At 60.9% G+C, this 25,521-nt stretch carries 24 protein-coding genes; 7 read left to right on the forward strand and 17 right to left on the reverse strand.

Translation table 11 applies throughout. From position 1 onward, the window contains the following. The 14 genes from NWQ23_RS01055 to NWQ23_RS01120 form a co-directional block, all read right to left on the reverse strand. A partial coding sequence (locus tag NWQ23_RS01055) for a DUF6494 family protein (protein WP_306164400.1) occupies window positions 1-80 on the reverse strand: 80 nt, incomplete at its 3' end. Between the two features lie 31 nt (window positions 81-111). Continuing rightward, complete coding sequence (locus tag NWQ23_RS01060) at window positions 112-1,284, reverse strand: c-type cytochrome (protein ID WP_306164377.1); 1,173 nt, start codon at window positions 1,282-1,284, stop codon at window positions 112-114. Window positions 1,285-1,350: 66 nt separating this feature from the next. Next, the gene (locus NWQ23_RS01065; protein WP_306164378.1) at window positions 1,351-1,506 is read right to left on the reverse strand and encodes a hypothetical protein; all 156 of its coding nucleotides are present in this window, start codon (window positions 1,504-1,506) and stop codon (window positions 1,351-1,353) included. 12 nt (window positions 1,507-1,518) lie between these two features. Then, a complete protein-coding gene (locus NWQ23_RS01070) occupies window positions 1,519-2,607 on the reverse strand; it encodes an Mrp/NBP35 family ATP-binding protein (protein WP_306164379.1) in 1,089 nt (362 codons plus the stop codon). Between the two features lie 102 nt (window positions 2,608-2,709). Further along, window positions 2,710-3,735: a formate dehydrogenase subunit gamma gene (locus NWQ23_RS01075; protein WP_306164380.1), complete on the reverse strand. Its 1,026-nt coding sequence runs from the start codon at window positions 3,733-3,735 to the stop codon at window positions 2,710-2,712. A 15-nt stretch (window positions 3,736-3,750) separates the two neighbouring features. After that, window positions 3,751-4,347: a formate dehydrogenase FDH3 subunit beta gene (gene fdh3B, locus NWQ23_RS01080; protein WP_306164381.1), complete on the reverse strand. Its 597-nt coding sequence runs from the start codon at window positions 4,345-4,347 to the stop codon at window positions 3,751-3,753. 15 nt (window positions 4,348-4,362) lie between these two features. Continuing rightward, window positions 4,363-7,323, reverse strand: coding sequence for a formate dehydrogenase subunit alpha (locus tag NWQ23_RS01085; protein WP_306164382.1), 2,961 nt, complete (start codon window positions 7,321-7,323; stop codon window positions 4,363-4,365). 3 nt (window positions 7,324-7,326) lie between these two features. Then, a complete protein-coding gene (locus NWQ23_RS01090; protein WP_306164383.1) occupies window positions 7,327-7,536 on the reverse strand; it encodes a hypothetical protein in 210 nt (69 codons plus the stop codon). A 58-nt stretch (window positions 7,537-7,594) separates the two neighbouring features. After that, window positions 7,595-8,206, reverse strand: coding sequence for a molecular chaperone (locus NWQ23_RS01095; protein ID WP_306164384.1), 612 nt, complete (start codon window positions 8,204-8,206; stop codon window positions 7,595-7,597). A gap of 167 nt (window positions 8,207-8,373) precedes the next feature. Continuing rightward, window positions 8,374-8,985 (reverse strand): DUF3306 domain-containing protein, encoded by a 612-nt coding sequence (locus tag NWQ23_RS01100; RefSeq protein ID WP_306164385.1) that lies wholly within the window; start codon window positions 8,983-8,985, stop codon window positions 8,374-8,376. Then, window positions 8,982-9,518 (reverse strand): DUF3305 domain-containing protein, encoded by a 537-nt coding sequence (locus tag NWQ23_RS01105; RefSeq protein ID WP_306164386.1) that lies wholly within the window; start codon window positions 9,516-9,518, stop codon window positions 8,982-8,984. Before NWQ23_RS01105 ends, NWQ23_RS01100 begins: the two co-directional genes overlap by 4 nt. Further along, window positions 9,518-10,531: a DUF6352 family protein gene (locus NWQ23_RS01110; protein WP_306164387.1), complete on the reverse strand. Its 1,014-nt coding sequence runs from the start codon at window positions 10,529-10,531 to the stop codon at window positions 9,518-9,520. The genes NWQ23_RS01105 and NWQ23_RS01110 overlap by 1 nt, the downstream gene beginning before the upstream one ends. Beyond that, window positions 10,528-11,085, reverse strand: coding sequence for a DUF6505 family protein (locus NWQ23_RS01115; RefSeq protein ID WP_306164388.1), 558 nt, complete (start codon window positions 11,083-11,085; stop codon window positions 10,528-10,530). Before NWQ23_RS01115 ends, NWQ23_RS01110 begins: the two co-directional genes overlap by 4 nt. Beyond that, entirely contained in the window at window positions 11,082-11,828 is a 747-nt protein-coding gene (locus NWQ23_RS01120; protein WP_306164389.1) for a biotin/lipoate--protein ligase family protein, read from the reverse strand. Before NWQ23_RS01120 ends, NWQ23_RS01115 begins: the two co-directional genes overlap by 4 nt. A 132-nt stretch (window positions 11,829-11,960) precedes the next feature. On the opposite strand from NWQ23_RS01120, the gene NWQ23_RS01125 reads away from it, so the two are divergent. The 3 genes from NWQ23_RS01125 to NWQ23_RS01135 all read left to right on the forward strand — a co-directional run bounded on the left by NWQ23_RS01125 (window position 11,961) and on the right by NWQ23_RS01135 (window position 16,756). Next, entirely contained in the window at window positions 11,961-13,934 is a 1,974-nt protein-coding gene (locus NWQ23_RS01125) for a 4Fe-4S dicluster domain-containing protein (RefSeq protein ID WP_306164390.1), read from the forward strand. Window positions 13,935-14,042: 108 nt separating this feature from the next. Continuing rightward, window positions 14,043-14,501: a (2Fe-2S)-binding protein gene (locus NWQ23_RS01130; protein ID WP_306164391.1), complete on the forward strand. Its 459-nt coding sequence runs from the start codon at window positions 14,043-14,045 to the stop codon at window positions 14,499-14,501. A gap of 2 nt (window positions 14,502-14,503) precedes the next feature. After that, window positions 14,504-16,756 carry a xanthine dehydrogenase family protein molybdopterin-binding subunit gene (locus tag NWQ23_RS01135; protein WP_306164392.1) on the forward strand — a complete coding sequence of 751 codons (2,253 nt, stop codon included), beginning with the start codon at window positions 14,504-14,506 and terminating at the stop codon, window positions 16,754-16,756. A 450-nt stretch (window positions 16,757-17,206) separates the two neighbouring features. Here NWQ23_RS01135 and NWQ23_RS01140 read toward each other — a convergent pair whose 3' ends face one another. The 3 genes from NWQ23_RS01140 to NWQ23_RS01150 are packed head-to-tail and all read right to left on the reverse strand — an operon-like array spanning window position 17,207 to window position 22,374. Beyond that, window positions 17,207-18,052: an SDR family oxidoreductase gene (locus tag NWQ23_RS01140; RefSeq protein ID WP_306164393.1), complete on the reverse strand. Its 846-nt coding sequence runs from the start codon at window positions 18,050-18,052 to the stop codon at window positions 17,207-17,209. 27 nt (window positions 18,053-18,079) lie between these two features. Continuing rightward, window positions 18,080-21,208 carry an efflux RND transporter permease subunit gene (locus NWQ23_RS01145; protein ID WP_306164394.1) on the reverse strand — a complete coding sequence of 1,043 codons (3,129 nt, stop codon included), beginning with the start codon at window positions 21,206-21,208 and terminating at the stop codon, window positions 18,080-18,082. 5 nt (window positions 21,209-21,213) lie between these two features. Continuing rightward, complete coding sequence (locus NWQ23_RS01150; protein WP_306164395.1) at window positions 21,214-22,374, reverse strand: efflux RND transporter periplasmic adaptor subunit; 1,161 nt, start codon at window positions 22,372-22,374, stop codon at window positions 21,214-21,216. A gap of 174 nt (window positions 22,375-22,548) precedes the next feature. Between NWQ23_RS01150 and NWQ23_RS01155 the strand changes: the two genes are divergently transcribed. From NWQ23_RS01155 to NWQ23_RS01170, 4 genes are all read left to right on the forward strand, one after another. Further along, window positions 22,549-23,193: a TetR/AcrR family transcriptional regulator gene (locus NWQ23_RS01155; RefSeq protein ID WP_306164396.1), complete on the forward strand. Its 645-nt coding sequence runs from the start codon at window positions 22,549-22,551 to the stop codon at window positions 23,191-23,193. Window positions 23,194-23,466: 273 nt separating this feature from the next. Continuing rightward, window positions 23,467-23,859, forward strand: coding sequence for an MAPEG family protein (locus tag NWQ23_RS01160; protein ID WP_306164397.1), 393 nt, complete (start codon window positions 23,467-23,469; stop codon window positions 23,857-23,859). A 25-nt stretch (window positions 23,860-23,884) separates the two neighbouring features. Continuing rightward, window positions 23,885-24,244 carry a YciI family protein gene (locus tag NWQ23_RS01165; RefSeq protein WP_306164398.1) on the forward strand — a complete coding sequence of 120 codons (360 nt, stop codon included), beginning with the start codon at window positions 23,885-23,887 and terminating at the stop codon, window positions 24,242-24,244. 4 nt (window positions 24,245-24,248) lie between these two features. Beyond that, window positions 24,249-25,493 (forward strand): RNA polymerase sigma factor, encoded by a 1,245-nt coding sequence (locus NWQ23_RS01170; protein WP_306164399.1) that lies wholly within the window; start codon window positions 24,249-24,251, stop codon window positions 25,491-25,493. Window positions 25,494-25,521 lie beyond the last annotated feature (28 nt).

Below are 25,521 nucleotides of genomic sequence, written 5' to 3' on the forward strand. Positions count from 1 at the left end.
GCCTCTTCGATGGCCTGCTGCGAGGTCACGCCGACCTGCTTGAGGAACTTGCGCATCGACATATTGAAATCATCGCTCATGGGGTCTCTCCGGTATCAAGGGGATTGCGCCTTAGCGGGCAACCGTTTTCAGAAAATCGATTAGTGCCTGGCGGTCAGCAGCACTTGGCACCCGTTGTTCAGGCATGCGGCTCCCCGGGGTATAGGCGTCCGGGCCAAATTCGAACAGCTCCGATATCGTTTGTTCTGTCCAGACAATATCAAGGTCTTTGAGCGCTTCCGAATACTGAAACCCCTCGGCAGTGGCGATGCGGCGACCAAATATCTGATGCAACGTCGGCCCTGCCCGCGCGCCATCATCGGGCGTGAGCGTATGACACACGGCGCAGGCCCGAAAGATCTGTGCGCCGCGCGGATTGGTCAGGGTCGGGTCAATTGGCCCGCTCCCCTCGCCCAAAGGTATCCCGTCCAGTGACCAACGTCGAATAAGCCCGTCATTGCCCCCCGTGAACAGCACCCCGTCCGAAATCGCCACGGCCCAGATCGGGCCTTGACCGGTTTCGATACCAACCTGCACCGCGAGGGTCACAGGATCGACCAGCCACACTTCACCCGTCATGGCTCCTACGGCGACATGCCCTTCAGTAGCGGCGACGGACAGCAACGCCCGGCTTGAGAGTGCCGCCTCTTCAATCCCTGATGTCGCAGTGACTTTGCGCAACGCACCATCTGGCGAGGCCAGAAAAAGCGCGTCACCATCTGTGGCCAGCGCCGAGGCCGGAGCAGGCAGGCCAATCTCGCCGCCCGCCGTACCGTCGGCCTGCCAGAACCGCAGCTTCAGGTCCGCACCAACACTGGCCAGACCACCCCGAAACGCAACCAGTCCGGTGATCTGTCCATCATGTGCCGTAATATAGCGTGGCGCCCCCGAACCGGACCAAAGTGCTATCTGCCCGTCCCATGCGGCTGATGCCAGACCATCAGCCCAAGGGGCCATCGCCCCAACGGGCAAAGGATGCCAGACCTCTGATTGAAGCGGTTCGGGACCATCGCCCCAGATCACAACGCGGCCATCCTGTCCGCCAGAGGCGAAACGCCCGTCAGCAAGCGGGAGCACCGCTGTCACAGCGCCTTCGTGGTGGCGGGTAATCTGCGTGGCAACCGTGCCATCCCAAACGATTGCGCGCGTATCAAATGACCCCGAAAAGATACGCCCCTCGGCGTTGGTCGCCAATGCGCGCACCGGCCCACCATGACCGCGCAAGTCTTGTGCTGCAGCAGGCACAGATACCAACGTGGCGGTGCAAAACAGTGCCGCACGCCATATGGCCGCCCGCTGTCCCACGGCAGCTTAGTTCGTGATCAGGTTCTGCTCTCCGGGTGAGAGCCGCACGCCTTCGGTCGTGAAGGCAACGGTGCTATCTGTCTGGTAGGTGCCGTTCAGCACATTGGCTGCAACAAATGCGATTCCAACAATGACAACACAGGCAAGAAGGAAGGATTTCATCAGTCAGGCTCCTTAAAGTTTCTTATGAGTTTGAGTGTTCGGATATGACGCTGTCAAGTTCGCCCAGAGCGCACGTGCCATGTCGATGTAAAGGCGGCCAAGCTGGCCTTCGGGATCGCGGGCAACGATGGGTTGGCCACTGTCGGACGCCGCGCGTAAATCCATCGTCAGCGGCACCGCACCCAGAAACGGGACGCCAAGGCGCTTCGCCTCTGCCTCGGCCCCGCCCGTTCCGAAAAGCGCGTGCTGTTTACCGCAGTCGGTGCAGGTAAAATGCGCCATATTCTCGACCAGACCAAGGATAGGCACATCGACCTTCTTGAACATCGCAATACCACGTCGGGCATCTATCAAGGCCAAATCCTGAGGGGTTGAGACAATGACCGCTCCCGCCAATGTGGTCCCTTGAGCGATTGCCAGCTGCGCGTCTCCGGTGCCGGGCGGCATATCCACGATCAGCACATCCAATGTGCCCCAGTCCACGTCAGACAGCATTTGGGTAATGGCCGACATCACCATCGGCCCGCGCCAAACCATCGCGGTTTCCGCATCGACCATCAGACCCATCGACATGGCCAAAATTCCATTGGATTGCATGGGCAGCAGGCGACGGTCCTGACCCATGCGCGGCTGCCCATGCAGGGCCAGCAATGTCGGAAGCGATGGGCCGTGAATGTCGGCGTCCAGAATGCCAACCTTCAGGCCATTGGCGCGCAGGCCCAAGGCAAGGTTCACAGCGGTCGTCGATTTCCCGACCCCACCCTTGCCAGAGGCGACGGCCACGACATGACTGACGCCCGCCAAAATCTCCGGCTTTGCGGTTGCGGCAGGCTTCAGAACGGGCGCAATAGTCTTGTCATTTGTCAGGGTGACAAAGGCCGTCACGGCGCCGGGCACATTGCGCAAAGCAACTTCGGCCTTGGCTCTGATATCACCCAGTGCTGCGGCGGCATCCGCTGTCGTCAAGATCGACACATTGATACGGCCATTTGAAACAGTCGGACCAGAGACCTGCGATGCGCCCAGAAACGGCGTCCCATCGGGCATAGTCAGCCCAGACAACGCCTTTCGGGCTGCCAGCAGGATCGTATCATCGGACATTCGTGACGGGTCTTTCTGTCATGTCAGTCTTTGCCGTCGGGCAAGCAAAGAAGCAAAATGGTACGTCCGGCACTGATTACCAGCGCCGGACATCCCTTTCATTTATTCGGCAGGCTGCGTTCCTCGCGCAGAGGAATCTCCCGACTTGGCCTTGCCCTGCACTTCTTCAACCCAGAGCGAGTGATGCTCTTTGGCCCAATTCAGGTCGACTTCGCCTGTTCCCATTGCATCAAATGCACCTTCCATCCCGATCGAACCGATATAGATGTGCGCGATGATCACGAAGGACAAACCAGCCGCGACGATCCCGTGGATCAATTGGTAGAACTGCCAATCTGCCTGGGTGCCTGCCACGATCGGAAACAGCAACATGAACCCGGTGAAGGAAAGCGCGGCCCCGCCCAGTGTGGTCAGCCAAAAGATAACCTTCTGGCCAGCATTGAACTTTCTCGCAGGCGGATGAACGCCTTTTTTCAAAAGCCCGCCGCCCTGTGCGACCCATTCGGCATCGACCTTGTTGGGAATGTTGTGCGCGACCCAGACGAGGAACGAAAGTGTCAGGCCCAGCATGAACGCCCAACCGACATAGTTATGCGCAATCTTGCCCCAGATCGTGATGGTCGAAAACGCGCCTTCACCGAGCCAAGGCAAAATCATCGTCCGCCCCACAACAAGGTTGAGACCGGTGAGCGCCAAGATGATAAAAGAGCCCGCCATCAGCCAATGTGCGAACCGCTCAATCGCTGTAAAGCGCAGGATCCGGATGCCCGACATTTTTCCATCGACCATAATCTTGCCGCGGATCATGTAGAAGAGCGTCAGAACGACGATTGCACCCACCACAGCAGCGATGGAAAGGTTCCGCACCAGTCCAGTATGCGTGCTCGCCCATGAAGGGTTGCCCGGCTTGATCAGTCCACTCGAAAGGCCGTCAGGAATAGACACGCGTCCTTCGACCATCTGATCGTCCTGCAATGCTTCAAACAGCGATTCTTCTGTCACCGATTGTGCAGTTGGGTTGATCTGCTGTGCTTGCGCCGCAGGTGTAACACTGATCCCGACGATGCCCAGCACCGCAAGAATACCAAGGACGGCAACAAAGCGCTGCACAAGAGTTTTCATATTCATAATCCTGTCTCCTGCTTAAACCGTTACCGTATCGCCGTAAGCCGTACGCCAGCCCCATGCGCCAGAGCCATAGCCCCGCGTCACAACGCGTTCCTTGTAAATCTCTGCGATGATGTCTCCATCACCCGCAAGCAGCGATTTGGTGGAACACATTTCGGCACAAAGCGGCAGTTTGCCCTCGGCCAAACGGTTGGACCCGTATTTGACGTATTCCGCTTCGGTCATATCGGCCTCTGGTCCACCGGCACAGTATGTGCATTTGTCCATTTTGCCACGTGTGCCGAAGTTGCCGACCTTGGGGTACTGCGGTGCGCCAAACGGGCAGGCATAAAAGCAGTAACCGCAGCCGATGCAGGTATCCTTGGAGTGCAGGACAACCGCATCATCTGTCGTGTAGAAGCAATCCACCGGACAGACCGCCGCGCAAGGCGCATCGGTGCAGTGCATACAGGCCATCGAAACAGAGCGTTCGCCCGGCAAGCCATCATTGATCGTCACGACCCGGCGGCGGTTGATGCCCCACGGAACTTCGTGTTCGTTCTTACAGGCCGTCACGCATGCGTTGCATTCAATGCAGCGATCCGCGTCGCAAAGGAATTTCATTCGTGCCATAGTATCTGTCCTCCCTTATGCCGCTGAAATCTGGCAAAGTGTGACTTTACCTTCATGCATGCCTGTCACCGGATCATATCCGTAAGATGTGACTGTGTTGACGCTTTCACCCAGAACGATCGGGTCGGTGCCCGCCGGATAGTTGCCGCGCTGGTCTTCTCCCTGGAACCAACCGGCAAAGTGGAACGGCATAAATGCGACGCCCGGTGCCACACGCTCGGTCACGAGGGCCTTGACGCGCGCCTTGCTGTCGTTCTCGGGGCCGTTGACCCAGACCCAACCGCCATCGGTGATCCCCCGAGCAGAGGCATCGGCGGGGTTGATCTCGACGAACATGTCCTGCTGCAATTCTGCAAGCCAGGGGTTCGAGCGGGTTTCTTCGCCGCCACCTTCATATTCGACCAGACGACCAGAGGTCAGCACGATGGGGAAGCTGACCGACAGGTTGCGTTCCACCGCTGAGGCTTGGATCGAATAGCCGATGTTTGGCACGCGGAACTGACGCCCATCTTCGCGCGTCGGATATTCCGCCACCAGATCGGGACGCGGTGAATAGATCGGCTCGCGGTGAACCGGGATCGGATCGGGCAGGTTCCACGCGACCGCGCGGGCCTTACCGTTGCCGAAGGGCACACAGCCATGTTCAATCGCAACCCGCTGGATGCCGCCTGACAGGTCAAGTGACCAGCTGACATTCGCCATCGCTTCGGGGTCGTTGTTCCCGATACGTTGGATCGTTGCCAACTCGTCCGCCGTCAGATCGGCGTCCCACCCAAGGGTTTGCAAGATACCGTAGGTGAACTGTGGATAGCCATCGGTGATTTCGGATCCAACCGGGAAGCTGCCTTCGGCAAGCAGTGTTTCACCTTCGCGATCCACACCAAAGCGTGGACGGAAAGCACCGCCGCCGTCTTTGACAGGCAAGTTCGGGTTATACAGGATATGTGTCCCCGGATGCTTGAACTCTGGCGTGCCCCAGCATGGCCAAGGCAGACCGTAGTAATCCCCGCCGACGTCTTCTGCATCCGCAGGCGCACGCAAAGTGACAAGGTCGAACTTGTCCTGATTGGCCATATGCGCCTTGATCCGCTCTGGGCTTTGACCGGTATAGCCGGTTGACCAGCCGCCACGGTTGATCTCGCGCAGGATCGATTCAGGTGTCGGTTCCATCGAGAATTTGCCCTGCACCATTTCATATGGCTTGAACATCTCGTCCGCAAAACCAAGCTTTTGCGACAGACGGTAGATAACCGCATAGTCATTGTCGCTTTCAAAGATCGGATCAACGACCTTTTCACCCCATTGCACCGAACGGTTCGAGGCAGTGCGGCTGCCGGCACATTCGAACTGGGTCGAAATCGGCAGCAGGTAAGTGTTGTCAGGACGGTCATGCAAAGCTGCAAAGGTTGTCGGATGCGGGTCAGCAACGACCAAAAGATCCAGCGCGTTCATACCTTTAAGCGAGTCGCCCATCCGTGGCACAGTGTTACCACCATGACCAAAGACGATCATCGCCTTGATATTGTCGCGCTGATCCACATCTTCGGCATCAAGCGTTGCGGCATCGAACCAACGGGTCGAAGGAATGCCCGCCATTTCCATGTTCGCCTTGCGGTCGCGGGCGTCCCTGCCACCTTTTGCTGGGACTTCATCAAAGCGGGACTGCAAATAGTCGTAAGACACGTCCCAGACGCGGGACCAGTGCCGCCATCCGCCTTCGGCCAAGCCGTAATAGCAAGGCAGCGAACCGATATCGAGGCCAAAGTCTGTTGCACCCTGCACGTTGCAGTGGCCACGGAAGATATTCGCCCCCGAGCCGTTCGACCCTACGTTGCCTGTTGCCAACAACAGGTTGCAGTAGGTGCGCACGTTTGCCGTACCGACAGTGTGCTGCGTGCCACCCATACACCAGATGAAAGTCGCAGGACCTTGTGTCGCAAAGGTTTCAGCCACGCGGCGCAACTCTGGGCCAGAGATGCCGCTGATACGCTCGACGACTTCTGGCGGATAGGCTTTGACGGCTTCGCGGATCTGGTCCATCCCCCAGACACGCTGGTCGATATACTCTTGATCCTGCCAGTTGTTCTCGAAGATATGCCACATGATACCCCAGATAATCGCGATATCTGTACCGGGCCGCATGCGGATGTAATCGGTGGCATGAGCCGCCGTGCGTGTGAAACGCGGATCAATCACGATGACATTGGCGCGGTTCGTTTCTTTGCCCGCGAGGATATGTTGCAAGGAAACAGGGTGCGCTTCAGCCGCATTGGAGCCCATGAAAATGATGGTCTTGGAATTGCGGATGTCATTGTAGCTGTTGGTCATCGCGCCATAGCCCCAAGTGTTTGCAACACCGGCAACTGTGGTCGAGTGACAAATACGGGCTTGGTGATCGACGTTGTTGGTACCCCAGAACGCCGCGAATTTCCGGAACAGATATGCGCCTTCGTTGGAAAACTTGGCCGACCCGAGAAGATAGGCACTATCGGCCCCGTTCTTTTCGCGAATATCAAGCATCTTGTCGCCGATTTCATCAATCGCCTGATCCCAAGAGATGCGAACCCATTCGCCGTTCTCTTTCTTCATCGGGTACTTGAGGCGACGGTCGCCATGCACCAATTCGCGCACAGACGCGCCTTTGGCACAATGGGTGCCACGGTTGATGGGGCTGTCCCAGGCCGGTTCCTGACCAACCCAAACACCGTTCTGGACTTCGGCCTTGACAGTGCAGCCCACTGAACAATGGGTGCAAATGTTCGTCTTGACCTCTACCGGTTGACTGAAATCCACCATGCCAGCTTCGGCGCGCCGTACAGTCGTGGCACCGACAGCACCAAATGCGGCAAGACCACCGACGGCAAGGCCGGATGTTCTGAGAAAGCTGCGGCGATCAATCGGCTTGGCGGTTACATTTTGCGCGAAAGCGGCAAGACCGCTCCGGGTTGCATCTTTTGATCTGCGTTTCACCAGCATGGTTTACTCCCCCGTGTAATAGCGGTTTGTGCGATAGAAGGCCTGCACATGCGCGGTCTCTTGGTACCGGGCCTTGGTGCGCTCATCACCGACTTCTTCAGCGAATGCTGGACGGGCGCCACCCGCGACCACACTTGTCGTCGCGGCGGCGGCGACTGCGCCGAAGAACCCGCGCCGTCCAATGCCCTTATCTTTTTTGTTCGTATCGGCCATTTCATCCTCCCCTTTTGTCGTTCGTAACACCCGGACTTTGCGTCTGCGGGTGACTGGTCTAAAGCCTCTGGGCGCTTGGCCCCGAAGTGCGATGCGCTTTCGCTTCAAGTGCAAATGCGCGAATTTCAATATCGGTAAAAATGCGGCCCACCTCTGCCACACTGCGGTAGAACCGTGCGCTTGGGGCGACGGCCAGATCATCAAAGAACTGCGCGGCCCAAGGCTCTAGATGCCGGGCGAAGAACCCGGCTTCGCCGGCGGCGCCACACCCCAGAACACTGGCATCAAAGTTCCCTGCGGCCAGCCCTGCCATCACTTCGGCAATGCTTGCGATATGGTCTTCAGGCTCGAACCGACCGGCAGCCCGTTCGACACCCATCATCGCAAGATCGCGTCGAAGGTCTGCCAAAGGCCGTTCGTTCAGGAACCCGGTCAGATAGAATGAGGCATAGGGCAGCAGTTCGCCGCGCCCCACGCCCACAAACAGTTCAAAGTATTCACGGGCGATATCGTCGACATCTGCGGAACCGGCGGTTTCGGCCAGAATGCGGTAGGCTTGGCCCAGCGCCGTATCATCACCCGTCAAACTGGACAAAAGGTCGAGCATGTCACGATCCGGTGGCGCAACCAAAAGCGCTGCTATCAGCGACCATTGCTGGGCGCGAAGCATCTCGTGCTCTGGTTTAGCTGGCTCCGCTTGAGCAGTGCTGGCTGTGGACAATGACTTTCCCCGCTGATGGAATCCAAGGCATTTTAGGAGAGACCTGCGCAACATTCACACAGTTTCTGAAACAAGGCAATCGTTTGCGACGCGCAAGCTGCGCTGTAATGCCGCAGCTATTCCGGCACGGCCCCGCCATGGCGACGTTGCGGCAACAGGTCTGCTTTCTGTGTCGCAGAAGCCGTCTTTGCTGCATCCTTTTGTGCGGGGGCCGGCGGCGTGTCGCGGCGAACGGCAACGCGGTCTTCGTCGGGTTGATGCGCCACCTCGACCGGCGCCGGTTGTTCGGGTGCGGCATCTTCTGCCACGACCTCTTCGCTGTCCTCGGAGCCTTTGCCAATGATGCCCTTCACCATTTTTGCAATGCTTTGCTCTGACAATACACCACCGCCACCGGGCACTCCGCCCGGCGCATTCCAGTCCCACGCATAGTCCACCGCCGGATCCAGATAATCCCGCACCGACGGGCTGGCTTGCCACAACTTGCGCAAGGCCGCGTTCTTCAGATGGGCCGGAATACCTTTTGCGAGGAACGGCGTCATATCAAAATCTGCCGTGATCTCGTCAAGCGACGGGAGCGCGGCGATCAGCGCGGGGTCATCGGCGATGATTTCAGGTTCATCCCGCGCGGTGACAACCGGTGCTTCCTTGGCCGCCTCGTCTTGCCGCTTTGCGTCAAGTTTTCGCTGCGACCAACGGTTCAGGCGGCTCCTCTCTGGATCGGTCATGATACACCCTTTGGCGGCAGGCCAGCCTTACCGCGTGTTTGTACCCATTTTTCATTGTCAGACAGGACGCGCGGCGCACGCGGGTCATGCGGCGAAGTTGCAGGGACGCGCTTGCGTTTGTGGAATTCTTCGTAGACATGGTGCGTTTCGATAAAGGCGTTGATCTTGGTTGCCACGGCATGCGGCATGGCAAGGGCCTCGACCAGCCGCTCGGGGTCGCTGGCCATTGCTTCGCCTTCGTAGGGGTCAGCGGTCACAAGCCGGACTTCGCCATTGTCGCAGGACACCCAAAGCGATGGCTTTGCTGCGCGGAGGTTATCAATATAGTGGGCGGTCTCGCCTGAATGCAAAACGACCGCGTGATCGCCCATGTAGTAGGTACGCACATCACCCTGCTCTGCCATCAGCGCGCCGACTTCCAGATTTGGGACATCCGCCATAAGCGCCGCCGGACGCACCATGCGTTTGGCCCATTTATTTGCGGGCGGATGAGACACACCCAAAACAGCGACACGGACGACATCACGCGGCATCAGGCAGTCCCCATCACGGCGGGAAACCCATCAGCATCAGCAACCAAAGGAAGACCGATCACAAGGTTTTGCGGTTTGAACCGGATGACATTGCTGCTGTCCAGCCCGATCAACAGGAAAACCGGGCGCCCGCCAATTTGCGGCAAGACGCCATCAGACGCATCGAAGGTCAGCGCGAACAATCCAACCAATGTGGACTCCGGCGTTTCCCCGTTCCACAGCGCATTCCCAACCCTCGTGCCAGCCTGATCCAGCCCCACAAACCATTGCAAATCCACATCGTCCGCGGCTGTCATCGGAACCACCGTGACCGCCTTGCCCAACAGATGCGTGACAAACCGCATGATGGCATCGGCAAATCCGGCACGCGCCTTGGGGTCCGCGCCAAAAGGCAGAACCATCGTGTGGGCGTCAGAGCGGCTCCAATAGGTCCAGGCATTGGCGTCATTCAACACATCCAGCGCCTCGACCCCACCGTTCATCATCGCAAACAAGGGATTGCTGTGCATTTCACCCTCGAGTTCGCCCACCAATTCATCATCCGCCAACATCAGCCCGCCATCATGGAGATAGGCGCGTTGCGGGCGAAAGAACATTTCAGCGGCGCGCAGGGTATGCACGTCTTCACACCCGTCTAGCGCATTGCGCAAAATGAGTTGAACCAGTTGATCGTAGAAGAGATGCGGCAGGCGCACGCGCTTGCGTACAAGTTCGAGATAACCGTCTTCGATTGATCCCGCAGCCATGAGCGTGTCGCGCAGTGTCAGCAAAAATTCCCAATTTTCGCGCGCGTCGGCATCCTCCATATTCGCGCGCTCCATGACCGACACGGCAGCGCGCGGTTTTGCCATCAAGCGGGCATGCAAGGCACGTTCTGCGGCGCAAGCCTCGGGTGGAGGCAAGATTTCAGGACGGGCGAGCCAAGCAAGGATCAATTCATCCGTCACTTCCATCCGGCCCGCAGCATTCAGCCGCGTGAGATGGTGCCCCGAAGCAACCCAGAATTCCCTCATGAAATTCCCTTTCCCTGGGCAAAATCCGCAAGGTCAAACGCATCGTCTTCATTGGTTTCGACCATATGAAAAGCCTTGTCATGGCCGCCCAGATAGCTTGCTGAAAAGGCGGTTGTGTCGCGTGGCTTGAGGGTGCGGAACTGTTCTCGAATACCTGCGTCACTGTTTGTGCGGTGCAGCGCGATCAGTGTGCCTTCGCTATGGCCACGGCACAGGTCTTGGGCCATTGACACTTCCTCTTCTGCCGCAGGAATGGCGGTCGACATATCTGGCGCGCCCAGTTTTTCCATGAACTGACGGGCCAGCGTTTCAACGAGCGCATCGCGATCCTGCGGACCTGCAAAAGTCACGGTCACAAGCGTTGACCAACCAAAGCTCTCAGCGCCCAAAAATCCGGACCGGAAGGCAATCTGTTCTTTGCGGCTCAGGCTGTCAGGATCACGGCCCGCAAACATGAAGGTCCCCGGCACCGCCCACTCGCCCGGTGCGGCGGCAGGAGCAAAGATCACGTTATCCGAGCGATCAAGCTGGATCGTGCGCGGCAACCGGATCATAGTTCCGGCCCTGTTTCATTGCGCCAGAAAGACGTCGCGACCGCCTCTTTCAGCGTCACCAGACCGTTGGCAGTTTGCAGATCACCGTCAGCGGTCAAGCTGCCTTCACCGACCAACCGACCACTGTAGTTTGCTGCAAGCGCCTCAAAACCGCCATGGGTCAGACGGTCAAAGTAAAGCATCAGATACGAGGCAAAACTCTCGAGTATCGCCGGTGGGTCGGCAAAGTCCTCTTCGGACAACGACACGGACTCAGGCTTGCTGCCTGGTGCGGACAAATGGTCGCGGTCAGCGATCAATTCGACGCCCAGGACCATCCAATCCGGCACGTCGTCTTCTGCGACATCAGGCGCGGTGCGCAAGCGCATTCCCCCAAGGCGTCCTGCATCAAGGCGCAACTCACCCGGCCAGCCAAATCCGACCGCACGTTCTGGCGGACAATGGGCGGCAATTGCATCGCCCAAGGCAAGCATTCCCAGGATAAAGGCCTTGCGTGCTTGGGACAGCGGCACGTCAGGTTCGAGCACGACTGCAAAGTCAAAACGCCCCGGCGCACCTTGAGGGGAGCTGTAGTGCCAAACCAGCGTCCCCGACCCATGTTCGTCGGCCAAGCTGCACGCGTGACGCAAAGCGCTGCCCTGCGCCAGCCAATGGGCGGTATAGGGCGGGGGCAGCAAAAGAGCGCGGGGCGCGGGATGGTCATCAAGCATTGCGGCTTGTCCTTGCAAGATGGCGAATTTCATCGGAATGTATCTCACTCGTCGCTTACTACAAGAGCGGTTAGAACCACGCAAAGACAGTTCGATCGGATCAAAAGACCAATGGTCATAGCCAACCCAGACCGCACAATCCTGACCTGCACCTGTGAAAAGACCATGTCACCTGACGAAGGTGCGCTTGCAAAAGCGGGTTGCGCGACGGGCGGTTCGGTAAACCAGCTTTGTCGCGCGAACCTTGATCATTTCCGCGCGGCCCTTGCCAAGGGGCTGCCCGTTACCGTGGCTTGTACGCAAGAAGCCCCGCTCTTTTCTGAAGTCGCTGCCGATGAAGCGCCCGACGTGCCTTTGTCCTTTGTAAACATCCGCGAAACCGCAGGCTGGACATCCGAGGCGAAAACGAGCGGCCCGAAAATGGCGGCGCTTGTCGCTGCGGCCTCGGTTGCTCCGGCGCCGTTTGGTATTACCACGCTGGAAAGCAATGGCGTGACCTTGATCCTTGGCCGCGACGAGATCGCGATAGACGCCGCCGCAGCCTTGTCGGAAACTTTGGACATCACCGTCCTGCTGCAGCCCGGCTCACAGGTCAGCCCGCCTGCGCAAACCCGCTTTCCGGTGCTACAAGGCCGCATTCGGTCCGCCTCAGGCCATCTGGGGAAGTTTACGCTGACGGTCGACGACTACGCGGCACCTTCCCCGTCGTCGCGGGATGTGCTGCGGTTCGAGACACCGCGCGACGGCGCTGTCTCGCGTGCGGATATCATTGTTGATCTGACCGGCGGGCAGCCGCTGTTTGCCGCGCATGACCTGCGACCGGGCTATTTCCGGGCTGATCCCAAAAGCCCGAAAGCGGTCGCCGACATCATCGCCAGCGCAGGACAGATGGTCGGGGCCTTTGACAAACCTGTCTATATTGATTTCTTGGCCGATCTTTGCGCGCATTCGCGCAACGGTATCACGGGGTGCACACGCTGCCTGTCGCTTTGCCCGACCGGTGCGATCACACCGCATGGCGATAGCGTCCAGATTGATCCGAGTATCTGTGCCGGTTGCGGGCAATGTGCTGCGGCCTGCCCGACGGGGGCCGCAGCCTATGCGCTTCCTGATGTCGCGACAGTGGCCGCCCGTTTGCGTGCCGCGCTGAAGGCGTGGCATGCGGCTGGCGGCACAGAGGCCCCCGTGATCTTGTTTCATGACGCCGATCATGGCGAACCCCTGATCAACACATCGGGCCGCTACGGCCGTGGCCTGCCTGCGCATGTCATCCCCCTGAGCCTGAACGAGATCACCCAAGCAGGCCCCGAAGTGCTGGCCGCCGCGTTCGCCTATGGCGCGGGGGCTGTCGCACTTTTGGGTCGCGCCCAACCATTGCATGATGTCAGTGGCCTGCGTGCGGGCATCGACCTCGTGGCAACGGTCAGTGCCGCTATGGATCACGGGCCCGTCACACTGATCGAAACCGATGATCCTGATGTGTTGGAAGTAGCCCTGCGCGCGTTGCCGCGGGCGCCATTATCACAGACGCCGTCCAGCTTTTTACCACCGGCAGACAAGCGCGGGCTTCTGGTGATGGCATTTGCCGAAATGAACCGTGCGGCGCCGCAGCCGGCCCAGACCGTGGACTTGCCTCAAGGCGCTCCATTCGGACGTGTGACAGTGGACGCCGATGCCTGTACTTTGTGCCAAGCCTGTACAGGGGTCTGCCCGACGGGCGCATTGCTCGACAATCCCGAAACACCGATGCTGCGCTTTACCCAAAGTGCCTGCGTGCAATGCGGGCTTTGTGCTGCGACATGCCCCGAAACGGCGATCACTTTGACACCACAGATTGATTTTCAAGCTTGGGAATCCCCGCGCCAGATCCTGCATGAAGAACCGCCCTTCTGCTGCACAAGATGCGGCAAAGCCTTCGCCACGCGCTCGGGCATTGAGCGGGTCCAGTCGCGTTTGACTGACCATTGGATGTTCCAGGGCGAAAGCGGCGCCGCGCGTCTGAAGGTCCTTGCCATGTGCGAAGACTGCCGCGTCGAGGAAATCGTCAACCAGGGTTTTGATCCGCATGACGAGACAACAAGAAAAGTCAGGACCCGCGTTGACTATGCCATGGGCAACGAGGATGGCGAGAAGGGTTGATCCGGGCATCAGCGGATAACAGGACGATCGGCCAACATCTTGACGCTGCGGCAATTTGTTTCTTTGCTCTCGAGACATATATGAGGGGCATCGCAACGTGAGCAGACCATGGACATTACCGTTAACGGAACCGCATATACCCTCGACCTGCCCGATGACACGCCGCTGCTTTGGGCCTTGCGAGACGGGTTAGGTATCACGGGCGTCAAATATGGCTGCGGGATCGCGCAATGCGGCGCCTGCACTGTCCACATCGATGGCGAGGCGGTCCGATCCTGCCAGGTGGCCCTTGCCGATACCTGGGGCGAGGTGACCACCATCGAAGGTCTTGGCACGCCTGATGCCCTGCATGTCGTGCAACAGGCCTGGATCGCCCATCAGGTCGCGCAATGCGGCTATTGCCAGTCGGGCCAGATCATGCAGGCCGTGGATCTTTTGAACACCAATCCCGAACCTACCGACGAAGAGATCGATCAGGCGATGAGCGGCAATGTGTGCCGCTGCGCCACCTACCCGCGCATCCGCGCGGCGATCCATGACGCCGCAATCATGATGCGCGAGGCGTGACGATGAGCAGGCTTGGAAAATACACGCGGCGCGGCTTTCTGATTGCTTCGGTCGCAGTCGCGGGCGGCGTTGTTTTCGGGGTGCGCACCTATCGGGCCAATCTGGAAAACCCGTTGACCGCCGCCATTAGTCCGGGCGAGGCGGCTCTGACGCCTTACGTCAAGATCACAGCCGATGGCATCACCATCATCACACCACGCGCCGAGATGGGACAGGGCATCCATACGACGCTGGCCGCCCTTGTGGCCGAAGAACTGGACGTTGATCTTGCCGATATCACGGTCGACCACGGCCCGCCCTCCTCTGCCTACTTCAATGGCGGCGTGGTGGAAGAAGGCTATCCCTTCCCCGCAACCGATCAAAGCGCGCTGGCCGAATTCGCCCGCGCGCAACGCGATATTCCCGCGGTGTTTCTCGCCTATCAGATCACCGGCGGATCGACCTCTACCCATGACGCCTACGAGAAGATGCGGCAGGCAGGGGCCGTCGCCCGCGAGACGTTGAAGGCCGTGGCGGCCAAACGCACGGGCCTCGCCATTGCCCGGCTTGAAACGCAGTCCGGCGCCGTGGTGCTGCCCGACGGGACGCGCCTGCCCTACACCGACCTTGCAGCCGATGCGGCCGAGGTCGAACTTGCGGATACCCCAAGGCTCCGGCCCAAGAGCGCGTGGCGTATTCTCGGCCAGTCGCAGGATCGCGTCGATGTGGTTGCCAAGTCTACCGGCACGGCAATCTACGCAAGCGATATTCGTTTGCCGGGCATGCGCTTTGGCGTGATCCGGCGCAGCCCCTACCTGCGCGGCGCGATCCGCAGCTTTGATCCGAGCGAAGCGCTTGCGATGCAGGGCGTCGATGCGGTTCTGGATATCGGAACTGCTGTGGTGGCCATAGCTGAAACGACATGGGCGGCTATGCAAGCGCTGGATGCGGTCATCTATGATTGGGAACCACCGGCCTACCCCCTTGATACCGAAGGCCATTTTGAAGTGATCGCTGCGGCCTTTACGCCCGACCACCAAGACAGCCGCCAACGCAATGATGGCGACGTTGAAGAAGCATTGAGCGGGGCAGATGTCATCGCAGCGGAATATCGCGTCCCTTACTTGGCCCATGCCACGATGGAACCGATGAGTGCGGCCGCCCTGTTTCAGGATGGCAGTCTGCGCATCTGGACAGGCTGCCAAGGCCCGACCGTGGCGCGGCGCGAGGCGGCACTGGCCGCAGGCATCGCACAAGAGGCCGTAACCTTGACCACGACCTTGCTTGGTGGCGGGTTCGGGCGACGGGGCGAGATGGATTTTGTCCAGAACGTCGCCAAGGTCGCGGTGCAAATGGAAGGCACGCCAGTCCTTCTGAGCTACAGCCGCGAAGATGACACATCGCGCGGTCCCTACAGGCCCGCCGCGATCGGGCGGTTTCGGGCAGCGGTCAAGGACGGTGTGCCTGTCGCTGTCGATGTTTCTACCGCAAGCCCCTCGATCCTCACAGGGATAAGCGAGCGTGGCGGCTCGCCTGCGCCGACCCCGGGCTTTCTGCCGGATTTCACCATCGGCCAGGCACTTTGGGACCAGCCCTACGGGATCGAGAATTATCGGGTGACCGCCTATAAGGCCGATCCGCTTTTGCCCGTCGGCTTCTGGCGGTCGGTCGGCGCGTCACAGAACACTTTCTTTCATGAGTGCATGATGGACGAGTTGGCCGTTGCTGCAGCGCGTGATCCGATCGACATGCGGCGTGACCTGATCACCGACGATGCCAGTCGCAAGGTTCTGGATGCCGTCGCCGACATGGCCGATTGGGGCACAGCCCCAGCGCAGGGACGCGCGCGTGGCGTGGCCTTTGCGCTGGTCTTCGGCGCACCCACAGCGCAGATCATCGAGGTCGAAGATACGCCGCAAGGGATCAAAGTGGCCCATGTCTGGGTCGCGGCCGATGTGGGCGTGGCCCTTGATCCGCGCAATCTGGATGCGCAACTGATCTCGGGCGTGAATTTTGGCCTCAGTGCGGCTATCGGTGAAAAGATTACTCTGTCTGAGGGCATGGTCGCCCAGTCCAACTACCACGACTACCCGCCCCTGCGGATGTACCAAGCACCACCGGTCACGACGCGTATTTTGGAAAACGCGCCGCATATTCGCGGCATCGGCGAACCAGGCACGCCCGGCGCGGCCCCGGCCCTTGCAAATGCGGTCTTTGCCTTGACGGGCCAAAGGATAAGGACCCTCCCGCTGGGGGACAGCATCGCCTTCGCCTAAACACATGCATGTCCCGATCACGGGTCCAGGTTTGCGCGTCCAGCACCTAGTCGCCCATGATGACCCTTCATGGTTTTACGTGATCGCGCCAGACGATCAGGCACGTCAATCGGGGAAACGGAATGCCCGCGCTATGGCGCAAACGCCACTCCAGCACTGCGGAACATCATCAGCGCCTCTGGGAGGTTTCCATCCATGCCCAGTCCGATGGCTGTCTAACTGAAAGCTGCCACCGCGCTGAGTTGATCGAGGTGCTTGCGCCGCAGCCGAATTGGGTGGTCCCGCTCGGGCGCGCGACGCACGCAGATCTGCACATTTTGTCCGAATCCACGGCATTAGCCGCGATCTCGGCAAAAGTCGGTATGCACCGGCGACCGGATCAATCACACAGCAAAGCATGGTCCGAAACCGACAGCCAAGAACTCCCAGAAGTTCAGGCTGGTGATCTCTTCAGCCTCTGGTCGCAGGAGCTTGTGCTGCATTTCGCGCAGGGCCCGTGCTGTTCATGCCCTTCATAATCAGCCCCATTACCCGCACGCGCACCCATCGGGGCAGTATCGCAAGGGAATACCCGAGGAATTTGGCAAGGAAGCCCGGTCTGACAGTTGTCCGGCGCCCCAAAGCCGCCAATGCGCCGCGCGCGATCGTGTCGGGGCTTGCCGCCTGCCCCATCTGCATGCCCGCGCGTGCCGCAAAACCGGTGCCAACAGGGCCCGGGGCGACCGACAGCACATGCACGCCCTGGGGGCGCATCTCTGGCGCTATCCCTTCTGCGAAACTTTGCACAAAGCCTTTGGTGGCGGCATAGGTCGCCGAGAGCGGCGCACCGTTAAAGCCCACCAGCGATCCGAACAGAACGATCCCGCCACGCCCCTCGGCTGCCATGCGGTGTGCGAAACCGTAGGACAGTTCCACCACCGACCGGCAATTCAGGTCGACCATGTTGATCTCGGAGGCCACCTCCTGATCCAGAAACCGCCCGATGGACCCAAAGCCCGCCGCAGCCACGACAAGCCCGACCGGGTCGCTTTCGGTCAGTTGCAGCAACTCGGAGACCGCTGCGACATTGGATAGGTCCATCGCCAGCACGCGCACGTCCACGCCGAAACGGGCGGTCAAGTCCTGCGCCATTTCCTGCAACACGCTGTCACGCCGGGCGACAAGGATCAGATCAAAGCCTTGTTCGGCCAGTTGGACCGCAAAGGCGCGGCCGATGCCGTCGCTGGCTCCGGTAATGACAGCGGTGGGGCCAAAGCGGCGCTTGAGGGCAGTGTCTTTGTTTTGCGTCTTCGTCATGGGTCGCCCTTTCCTGTGGCGTCGGTGTCATGCGCCCGTAAGGCGAAACGGTGTCAGTGCAGGGGTGGTCTGTGCTGCGCCCTCGGGCGCTGCGCTTGCTTTGCGGCGCGAGAGGGTCAGCGCGAACATTTGCGGCGTGAACGCAAAAGCCAGCGTCACCGACAACGCCACCCCGCCTGCAACCGACATCGCGAAAGGCGGCCAGAATCCGCCCCCGCCAAGGATCAGCGGCAAAAAGCCCCCAAAGGTCGTAATGGTGGTCGAGGTGATGTGGCGGGCAGACCCTGCCACGACATCAACGATCGCCGCGCGGTCTCCGGCACTTGCGCCCGGGTCCTCTTGCAAGCCTGACAGCACGATCAGGGCCGCGTTGATCGACACCCCGATTGACCCGATCACGCCGATGATCGCATTGATCCCGAAAGGATAATCAAAGAGCGCAAGGGCCAGCATCGAAAGCCCCGCCGACAGCCCCGCGACGGTGAAGGCGATCAGCGTGAGGCGGAAGGAGTTGAAGGTCATCACAACCACCGCGATCGACAGGGTGATGATCAGGCCTAGCGGGGCAATCAGTGCCTGCACGGTGCTGTTGCGCGCATCGCTGTCGCCGCCGGTTTCCAGCCGGATGCCTTGCGGCGGGGTGTAACCTTCGGCCTCCAGCAGCGCCATCGCCTCGGCCAGTGCCACGGCAGGCAGGACGCCGGGCATCAGATAGGCCTGCACGGTGTTCACGCGCTCGCCGTTGCGGCGGGTGATCGTGCTTTCGGAAGGTTCAAGCCGCAGCGTACCCAGGGTGGACAGGGGCACAGCGGGAAACTGGCCCGCGCCCGCGACCTGTGCGGCCCCCGGCGGCAGGATCGGCATATCGCCGATGGCCACCGGATCACCGCGCAAGCCTGCGCCAAGGCGCACACGCACGGGCAGTTCCTCGGTGCCTTCCAGCAGCGACCCGCCGGTCACGCCCTCAAGCCCCGCTTCCATCTGCCGCGCGATCTGACCCAGATCGAGCCCCAGAAGCCGTGCGCGGGCCTCGTCCACCTCCAACGTCAGCTTGGGCGAGCCCCCTGCGATCCCGGTGCGCACCATCGCTACGCTCGACACCGCGGCCAGCTGCGCGCGAAGATCGTCGCCCGCGCGTCGCAGCGCGTCGATATCCTGCCCGACAAGGCGCAACTCGACCGGCGCATTCACCGGAGGACCTTGGGTCAGGCCCCGAATGACAAAGCGCGCCTGCAGATAGGCGGGCGGCAGATCTGCCTGAAGCGCTGCCAACAGCCGCTCTGTGGCGGCGGGTGATGCGGTGCGGATCAGCGCCTGCGCAAAGGCCGGGGCCTGATCGCGGTCACCGACCATGTTGTAGTAGAAAGCGGGCGCGGACCGTCCTACGACCCATGCCACGTCAAGGATTTCGTCCTTGGCTGCCAATGTGGCGTCGATCTCGCGCACGAGGCGCAGTGTCTCGGTGATGCCCGTGCCGGGGGGCAGGTCCACCTCGATATGGAACTGGTCGCGATCCACGCCGGGAAAGAACTGCGGTGTGAGCGTCGGCAAGGACAAAAAGCCGATGACCGGCAGAACCAGCGAAAGTGCGACGGTGCGCAGCGGGTTCGCTATTGACAGGGTCAGGACAGCCCGAAACCCACGCATCAGCGCGCCTTCGCGTACAGGATGCCCATCCCCCTGCCCCAGCCAGCGTCCGGCAATGGCGGGGGTAATGGTCACGGCCACCACAAAGGACCATGCCAGCATCACGATCACGGAAATCGCGATGGAGCCGACAAAATCCCCGGCCGGACCGGGCAGCAGCAAAAGCGGCAGGAACGACAGGATCGTCGTCATGGTCGAGGCCGCCAGTGGCATGGTCAGCCGCCGCACGGACCCAGCAACAGCCTCCAGCCGCGACAGGCCCGCGCGCAGCCGCTTGCCCACCTCGTCGGTCATCACAATGGCCGCATCCACCAGCAGCCCAAGCGCCACGATCAGTCCGGTCACGCTCATCTGGTGGATCGGCACGGCCAGCGCGTTCAGCGTGGCGACCGAGGCCAGCGTGACGACCGGCAATACCATCGCCACGATCAGGGCTGATCGCCCGCCAAGGGTCACGAAGAGCACAGCCACGACCAACGCGACCCCCACGGCCATGTTCAGACCAACCTCGGTCAGGCGTTCTGTCGTATAGCGGCTCTGGTCGAAAACCGTCTCGACGGAAAAACCCCACGGCAAATCATCTACTTGCGCTGTAACAGAAGCGCGGATGTCGGTCATCCAGCGGTCGACCTGCAAGCCTTCGCTCAGCTTGGCAGAAATCAGGATCGCAGGTTGGCCTTGATACAAAGCAGCCTCTGCCACCGGCAAACGCGGGCCGCGGGTGATCTGCGCGACATCGCCCAGCAGCGTGACGCGGCCTGCCGCATCCTCGCGCAGCACCACGGCGCGCAGGCGGTCGAGCGACGTGATCTCGCCAGTGATGCCAAGCACCAGATCGGTTTCGTCGCTGCGCAAGCGACCGGCCTGCACTTTGGCATCGGCGGCACGGATCGCAGCCGAGACCTGATCGGCAGTCAGGCCAAGAGCGGCCGTGCGGTCGGGGTGGAGTGTGACAAGAACCTCTTCGTCGGGCAGGCCATGCAGGTCGACAAGGCTCGTCCCCGAAACACGGCGCAACCGGTCGGCCAGCGCCTCGGCCTCGCGGGCGGCGCGGGTCATGCTGAAGCCTTCGGGCATGGTCAGCGCAAAGATGGCGGCATAGCCGCCCGCGCCGTCGCTGTCGAAATCCGGTTCCAGAACGCCTGCAGGGAAGTCGCGCTGCGCGTCGGCCACTGCATCGCGGACCTGCGCCCAAAGCTGCTCGATCGTCTCGGGGGGGACTGTCTCGATCAGTTCGACCGAAATCACCGAAATACCTGTGGCAGAGGTGGAGGACACCTCGGCGATTTCGGGGATCGTGCGCAGTTCGGTCTCGATCTTGGCGGTTACCAGCGCCTCGACCCGTGCGGGGTCAGCGCCGGGAAAGACGGTGGTGATCGTTGCAAAGATATTGGTGATGGTCGGGTCTTCCTGCCGTCCAATGGACACCAGTGCAGAGAGTCCGGCAGACAGGACCACAAGAAGTGCCAGCATCACAAGGCGCGGTTGGCGAAAGAAAACCGTGTCCATAACGCTTACTCCTGCGGGTGGGTGGCGATTTGGGCCAGAATAAGCTGGCCGGGGGCAACACGATCAGGGGCTTGCGCCACAATGCGCGCGCCAGGAGGGAGCGCGCCGCGCAGGAAGACGCGTGCGCCGTCACTGTGGATCACCTCAACCGCCGCAGGCTGGGTGCGATCCCCTTGCGCCGTCGTCTCGACCGCCATGACCGACCAAGACCCGCGCACGCCCTCGCGCAAAGCCGAAAGCGGTGCCCAAAACCCCGGATCGGCAATCGTCTGCGTCAGCATCAGCGCAACCGTGTCGCCCAACACATGAGGTGTACCGGCGGGCAGCGTCACCACGACCGACCGGCTGCGGGTGTCGGGGTCAAGATCGGGCCGGATCTGGCGAATGACAGCATCCAGCACGGCACCATTGCTTTCGACTTTGACGGCGTCACCGACAGACAGTCCTTCCGCAAGTTCGGGCGGCAATCCGATACGCGCGCGGGCCGGTGCAGCATCGAACAGGACCAGAACAGTCTGACCCGCCGCCGCTGTCTGCCCGGGATCAGCCATCCGCGCACCGATACGGGCCGCGAAGGGCGCGGTCAGGACAGATTTTTCCAGCCGCACATCGACACCGGCGATGCGCGCTGTTGTCGCCGCCATGCCTGCCGCGGCGCGGGTAAGGGCAAGGCGCGCATCATCTTGTGCGGCGACGGAACGAAAGCCCCGCTCTGTCAGCGCGTCATTGCGCGCCAGTGTGAGCCGCGCAAGTTCGGCATCAGCGGCCAATGCGGCCAATTCTGCCTCCAGCGCGGCGCGTTCGGGGATCAAGGCGCTGGTGTCGATGCGGGCCAGTACCGCACCTTCTGCGACCAGATCGCCTTCCTCGACCAAGACCTCTGTCACGCGCCCGCCCAACTCGAAGCCAAGATCGGTCCGCGCCGCGGCCTCGACCTGACCGGTCAACCGGCGGGTGACGGTATAGCCTTGGGCCGGTTCAACCGTCATCACACTGACGGCCGTCCGCGGTGCAACTGCGGCAGGGGCCGGCATCTGCTCGGATGTGACGAGGGAAAACCCGGCAAAAACAGCCGCAGTCGCCCCGCCACAAACCACAAGTGTGACCGTCAGGGTCAGCATACGGCGCAGCGCTCTTCGAAAGCCGGATGTCGCGTGGTCGGTCATGGCAGGTTGCTCCGCTAAAGTAAGTTACACTTACATATGTTAGAATCACTCACTTAGGCAAGTGGATTTCGAACAGGGCATTCATTCCGCGCTCTTGCAGAGTTATGTGAGGGCTGCTAACTTTAACAAGCGAGAAAGTGAATATCACTTACTTTTCGGGAAGACAGAAATATCATGTCCAATGAACCGCCCGCCACCCATACCGCACCCGGAGTGACGCCCAAGGCAAGCTATCACCACGGCGATTTGCGTGCGCAATTGATCGCAGCCGTGCAAGATCTGGTCGAGCTACATGGCCCCGACGGTTTTTCGGTCGCAGAGGCCGCACGCCGCGCCGGAGTCAGTTCCGCGGCCCCTTACAAGCATTTCAAGGATCGTCACGAAATCCTGCGCGGGGTGGTCAGCGAAGCCATGGATCGGTTGCGCGCCGCGATGGAAGCGGGTGCTGCAGCCCATCCCAGAGGCTCGTTCGAGGCTGTTTCTGCCGTGGGTCTGGCCTATGTGAATTTCGCAAGAGCAGAACCGGGGGTCTTTCGGCTGGTGTTCAGCCTGACAGAAGGGCACGAGAACGCCCCTGACCTTCTGGCCAAAGGCGAAAACTGCTTTGGGGTTGTTGTGCAAGCGGTTGCTGATCGCCTTGCGCTGTCGCCCAGCAACCCAGAGGTCCAGCGCCGCGCCTATCTGCTTTGGTCTTTCGTCCACGGCCATTCTTTTCTCACCATCGACATGAAAACCAAGGTCGCCAGCGCAGAGATCAACGATTGGGACTATCTGATGACCATCAGCCACGCGATCCTTGGCGCGCCCATAAAGGCGTGATGCGCAGGGCGCGATGGACCGGCGTCGAAAGGACTTGACCCGCTGCGAACGGAGCCGGACCGACGGTGCGCAGTGACGGATCATCTACGGCGAGAGCGGAAAATCAGCGTGATGGACACGTTCCGCGGCTTTCGTCTGCCTCCTTGCAGAGACGCTGACCTCTGACCCAATCTTTACCATCACATGCATTAAAAAAAATTTGGCCGCGATGTCGAATTCTGCAAAATGGGATCGTCCTTGGGGTATCGAAACCTCAAATCCAAAGGAAAGCACATGGTCTTTGAAATTACTCCCCTCTACGCGCTGCCAGTGGCGGCGATCTATCTGGCTTTATGGTTCCGCGTCTCTTCGGTGCGATCGTCTACGGGCGTGTCGTTCGGCGATGGCGGCAATCTGCTTTTGCTCAAGCGCATCCGACAGCACGGAAACTGCACCGAATGGACGGCTTTCGTGCTGATCCTGATGATGCTGGCCGAAGGTATGGGCACGCCTGCCATGTGGCTGCACATCTCGGGCGCATTGCTTTTGGTGGGTCGGATCGCGCACCCCTTCGGCCTTGTCGAGGGGAATGTCGGCCACCCGCTACGCTATGTCGGCAACGGCACGAACATTCTGGCAGCCGTCGTCGCGATGGTCTGCATCGCCACCCAAATCCTGAGCCTTTAGTGCCCCAAACCAAAGGAAAAAAATCATGCAATATATGCTTTTGATCTACAACGACCCCGCGCTGGAACCGGCCTATGGAACGCCCGCATTCAACGAGATGATGAGCGGTTTTTTCGCCGCCAACGAACGGATGAAAGCAGACGGTGTTCTGCGTTCGGGCGAAGGACTGCAAGGGGTGGAAACCGCGACGTCGCTGCGCATCAAGGCGGGCAAGGTGGAAACCATGGACGGCCCCTTTGCGGAAACGCGCGAACATCTGGGTGGATATTATGTGATCGACGTCCCAGACCTGGACAGGGCGCTCACCTATGCTGCCCTGATCCCTTCGGCGCATTTCGGCACGATCGAAGTGCGCCCTTTGATGGACTACAACCCCGCGGGGTGAGCTGATGACCAGCGCCTCCGGTCCGGCCAGTGCTATTGCGATATCGCGGGAACTTGAACGCGTGATGTCGGCTGACCGGGGGCGGCTTATCGCGGTGCTTGCTGCGGGGCTGCGCGATCTGGAGTTGGCAGAGGATGTGCTGCAAGAGGCAGCGGTTTCAGCCTTGACGCACTGGGGCCGCACCGGACTTCCAAACGCACCTGCAGGATGGCTTTTGCAAGTTGCGCGACGCAAAGCCATCGACCGGTTGCGCGGGGCGGCGCGGGCTGACAGAAACGCAAGAGCGCTGGCCCTCCTGCTGGAACAAGAGGCCGCGCCAGAGCCGCAGAACATCCCCGACCACCGTCTGCGCCTCATCTTCGCCTGTTGCCATCCTACGCTGGAGCCAAAGTCACGGGTGGCGCTGACACTGCGGACTGTTTGCGGCCTGACGACGCCGGAAATCGCCCGCGCCTTTCTGGATGCCGCGCCGACGATGGGCCAGCGCATCAGCCGCGCCAAGGCAAAGATTGCAGCGTCAGGCATCCCTTTCGAGATACCGGAACCCGAGTCATGGCCAGCGCGACGCGATACCGTGCTGACCACAATCTACCTGATCTTCACGACAGGCTATGTTGCCGGACCCGACGAACCGCGCGACCTGTGCCTCGAGGCCGAGTACCTCATGCGCCTGATCAACCGCTTGCAGCCCCACGACCCGGAGATCGAAGGGGCGCTGGCCATGATACTGCTCACCGCGGCGCGGCGGGCCGCGCGGGTCGGAGCGGACGGGGCCAGTCTGCCTCCGGGCGAACAGGACCGCAGCCTTTGGGACACCGCACGCATCGCCGAAGGGCGCGCGACCCTGGCCAGGGCAATGGATCGCCGCCGCCCCGGCCCATTCCAGATCAAGGCCGCGATTGCCGACTGCCAGATGGCAGACCCGGCCCCGGACTGGCCGCAGATCGCTGCCCTTTATGCGGCGCTCTGGCAGCACGAGCCCACACCGGTCGTTCGCCTCAATGCCGCTGTGGCAATTGCCGAAGCGGGCGACCCCGCGCATGGGCTTGCCCTTGTCGAAGACCTTTCTGCGGAGCTATCGGATTATCAGCCTTGGCATGCGGCGCGTGCGGCGCTCTTGGCTGCGACAGGAGCAGTGGACGCTGCAGCTATGGCGTATCGTGAAGCGATCGCTCGCGCCCCGACACCAGCAGAGGCCTTGTTCCTGACACGACGTCTGACCATCCTCGAAGGTGCGCAAGCCGGATGAAAATCGCGGGCGGGTCACGCAGCGCCCG

The organism is Yoonia sp. (assembly GCF_030731595.1).
Taxonomy (GTDB): Bacteria; Pseudomonadota; Alphaproteobacteria; order Rhodobacterales; family Rhodobacteraceae; genus Yoonia.

Bases quoted from the DNA above. Each gene is read 5' to 3' on its own strand.
- NWQ23_RS01065 (WP_306164378.1), bottom strand. From the start codon at position 1,506: ATGAAATCCTTCCTTCTTGCCTGTGTTGTCATTGTTGGAATCGCATTT.
- NWQ23_RS01070 (WP_306164379.1), bottom strand. From the start codon at position 2,607: ATGTCCGATGATACGATCCTGCTGGCAGCCCGAAAGGCGTTGTCTGGG.
- NWQ23_RS01075 (WP_306164380.1), bottom strand. From the start codon at position 3,735: ATGAATATGAAAACTCTTGTGCAGCGCTTTGTTGCCGTCCTTGGTATT.
- fdh3B (WP_306164381.1), bottom strand. From the start codon at position 4,347: ATGGCACGAATGAAATTCCTTTGCGACGCGGATCGCTGCATTGAATGC.
- NWQ23_RS01085 (WP_306164382.1), bottom strand. From the start codon at position 7,323: ATGCTGGTGAAACGCAGATCAAAAGATGCAACCCGGAGCGGTCTTGCC.
- NWQ23_RS01090 (WP_306164383.1), bottom strand. From the start codon at position 7,536: ATGGCCGATACGAACAAAAAAGATAAGGGCATTGGACGGCGCGGGTTC.
- NWQ23_RS01095 (WP_306164384.1), bottom strand. From the start codon at position 8,206: ATGCTTCGCGCCCAGCAATGGTCGCTGATAGCAGCGCTTTTGGTTGCG.
- NWQ23_RS01100 (WP_306164385.1), bottom strand. From the start codon at position 8,985: ATGACCGATCCAGAGAGGAGCCGCCTGAACCGTTGGTCGCAGCGAAAA.
- NWQ23_RS01105 (WP_306164386.1), bottom strand. From the start codon at position 9,518: ATGCCGCGTGATGTCGTCCGTGTCGCTGTTTTGGGTGTGTCTCATCCG.
- NWQ23_RS01110 (WP_306164387.1), bottom strand. From the start codon at position 10,531: ATGAGGGAATTCTGGGTTGCTTCGGGGCACCATCTCACGCGGCTGAAT.
- NWQ23_RS01115 (WP_306164388.1), bottom strand. From the start codon at position 11,085: ATGATCCGGTTGCCGCGCACGATCCAGCTTGATCGCTCGGATAACGTG.
- NWQ23_RS01120 (WP_306164389.1), bottom strand. From the start codon at position 11,828: ATGAAATTCGCCATCTTGCAAGGACAAGCCGCAATGCTTGATGACCAT.
- NWQ23_RS01125 (WP_306164390.1), top strand. From the start codon at position 11,961: ATGTCACCTGACGAAGGTGCGCTTGCAAAAGCGGGTTGCGCGACGGGC.
- NWQ23_RS01130 (WP_306164391.1), top strand. From the start codon at position 14,043: ATGGACATTACCGTTAACGGAACCGCATATACCCTCGACCTGCCCGAT.
- NWQ23_RS01135 (WP_306164392.1), top strand. From the start codon at position 14,504: ATGAGCAGGCTTGGAAAATACACGCGGCGCGGCTTTCTGATTGCTTCG.
- NWQ23_RS01140 (WP_306164393.1), bottom strand. From the start codon at position 18,052: ATGACGAAGACGCAAAACAAAGACACTGCCCTCAAGCGCCGCTTTGGC.
- NWQ23_RS01145 (WP_306164394.1), bottom strand. From the start codon at position 21,208: ATGGACACGGTTTTCTTTCGCCAACCGCGCCTTGTGATGCTGGCACTT.
- NWQ23_RS01150 (WP_306164395.1), bottom strand. From the start codon at position 22,374: ATGACCGACCACGCGACATCCGGCTTTCGAAGAGCGCTGCGCCGTATG.
- NWQ23_RS01155 (WP_306164396.1), top strand. From the start codon at position 22,549: ATGTCCAATGAACCGCCCGCCACCCATACCGCACCCGGAGTGACGCCC.
- NWQ23_RS01160 (WP_306164397.1), top strand. From the start codon at position 23,467: ATGGTCTTTGAAATTACTCCCCTCTACGCGCTGCCAGTGGCGGCGATC.
- NWQ23_RS01165 (WP_306164398.1), top strand. From the start codon at position 23,885: ATGCAATATATGCTTTTGATCTACAACGACCCCGCGCTGGAACCGGCC.
- NWQ23_RS01170 (WP_306164399.1), top strand. From the start codon at position 24,249: ATGACCAGCGCCTCCGGTCCGGCCAGTGCTATTGCGATATCGCGGGAA.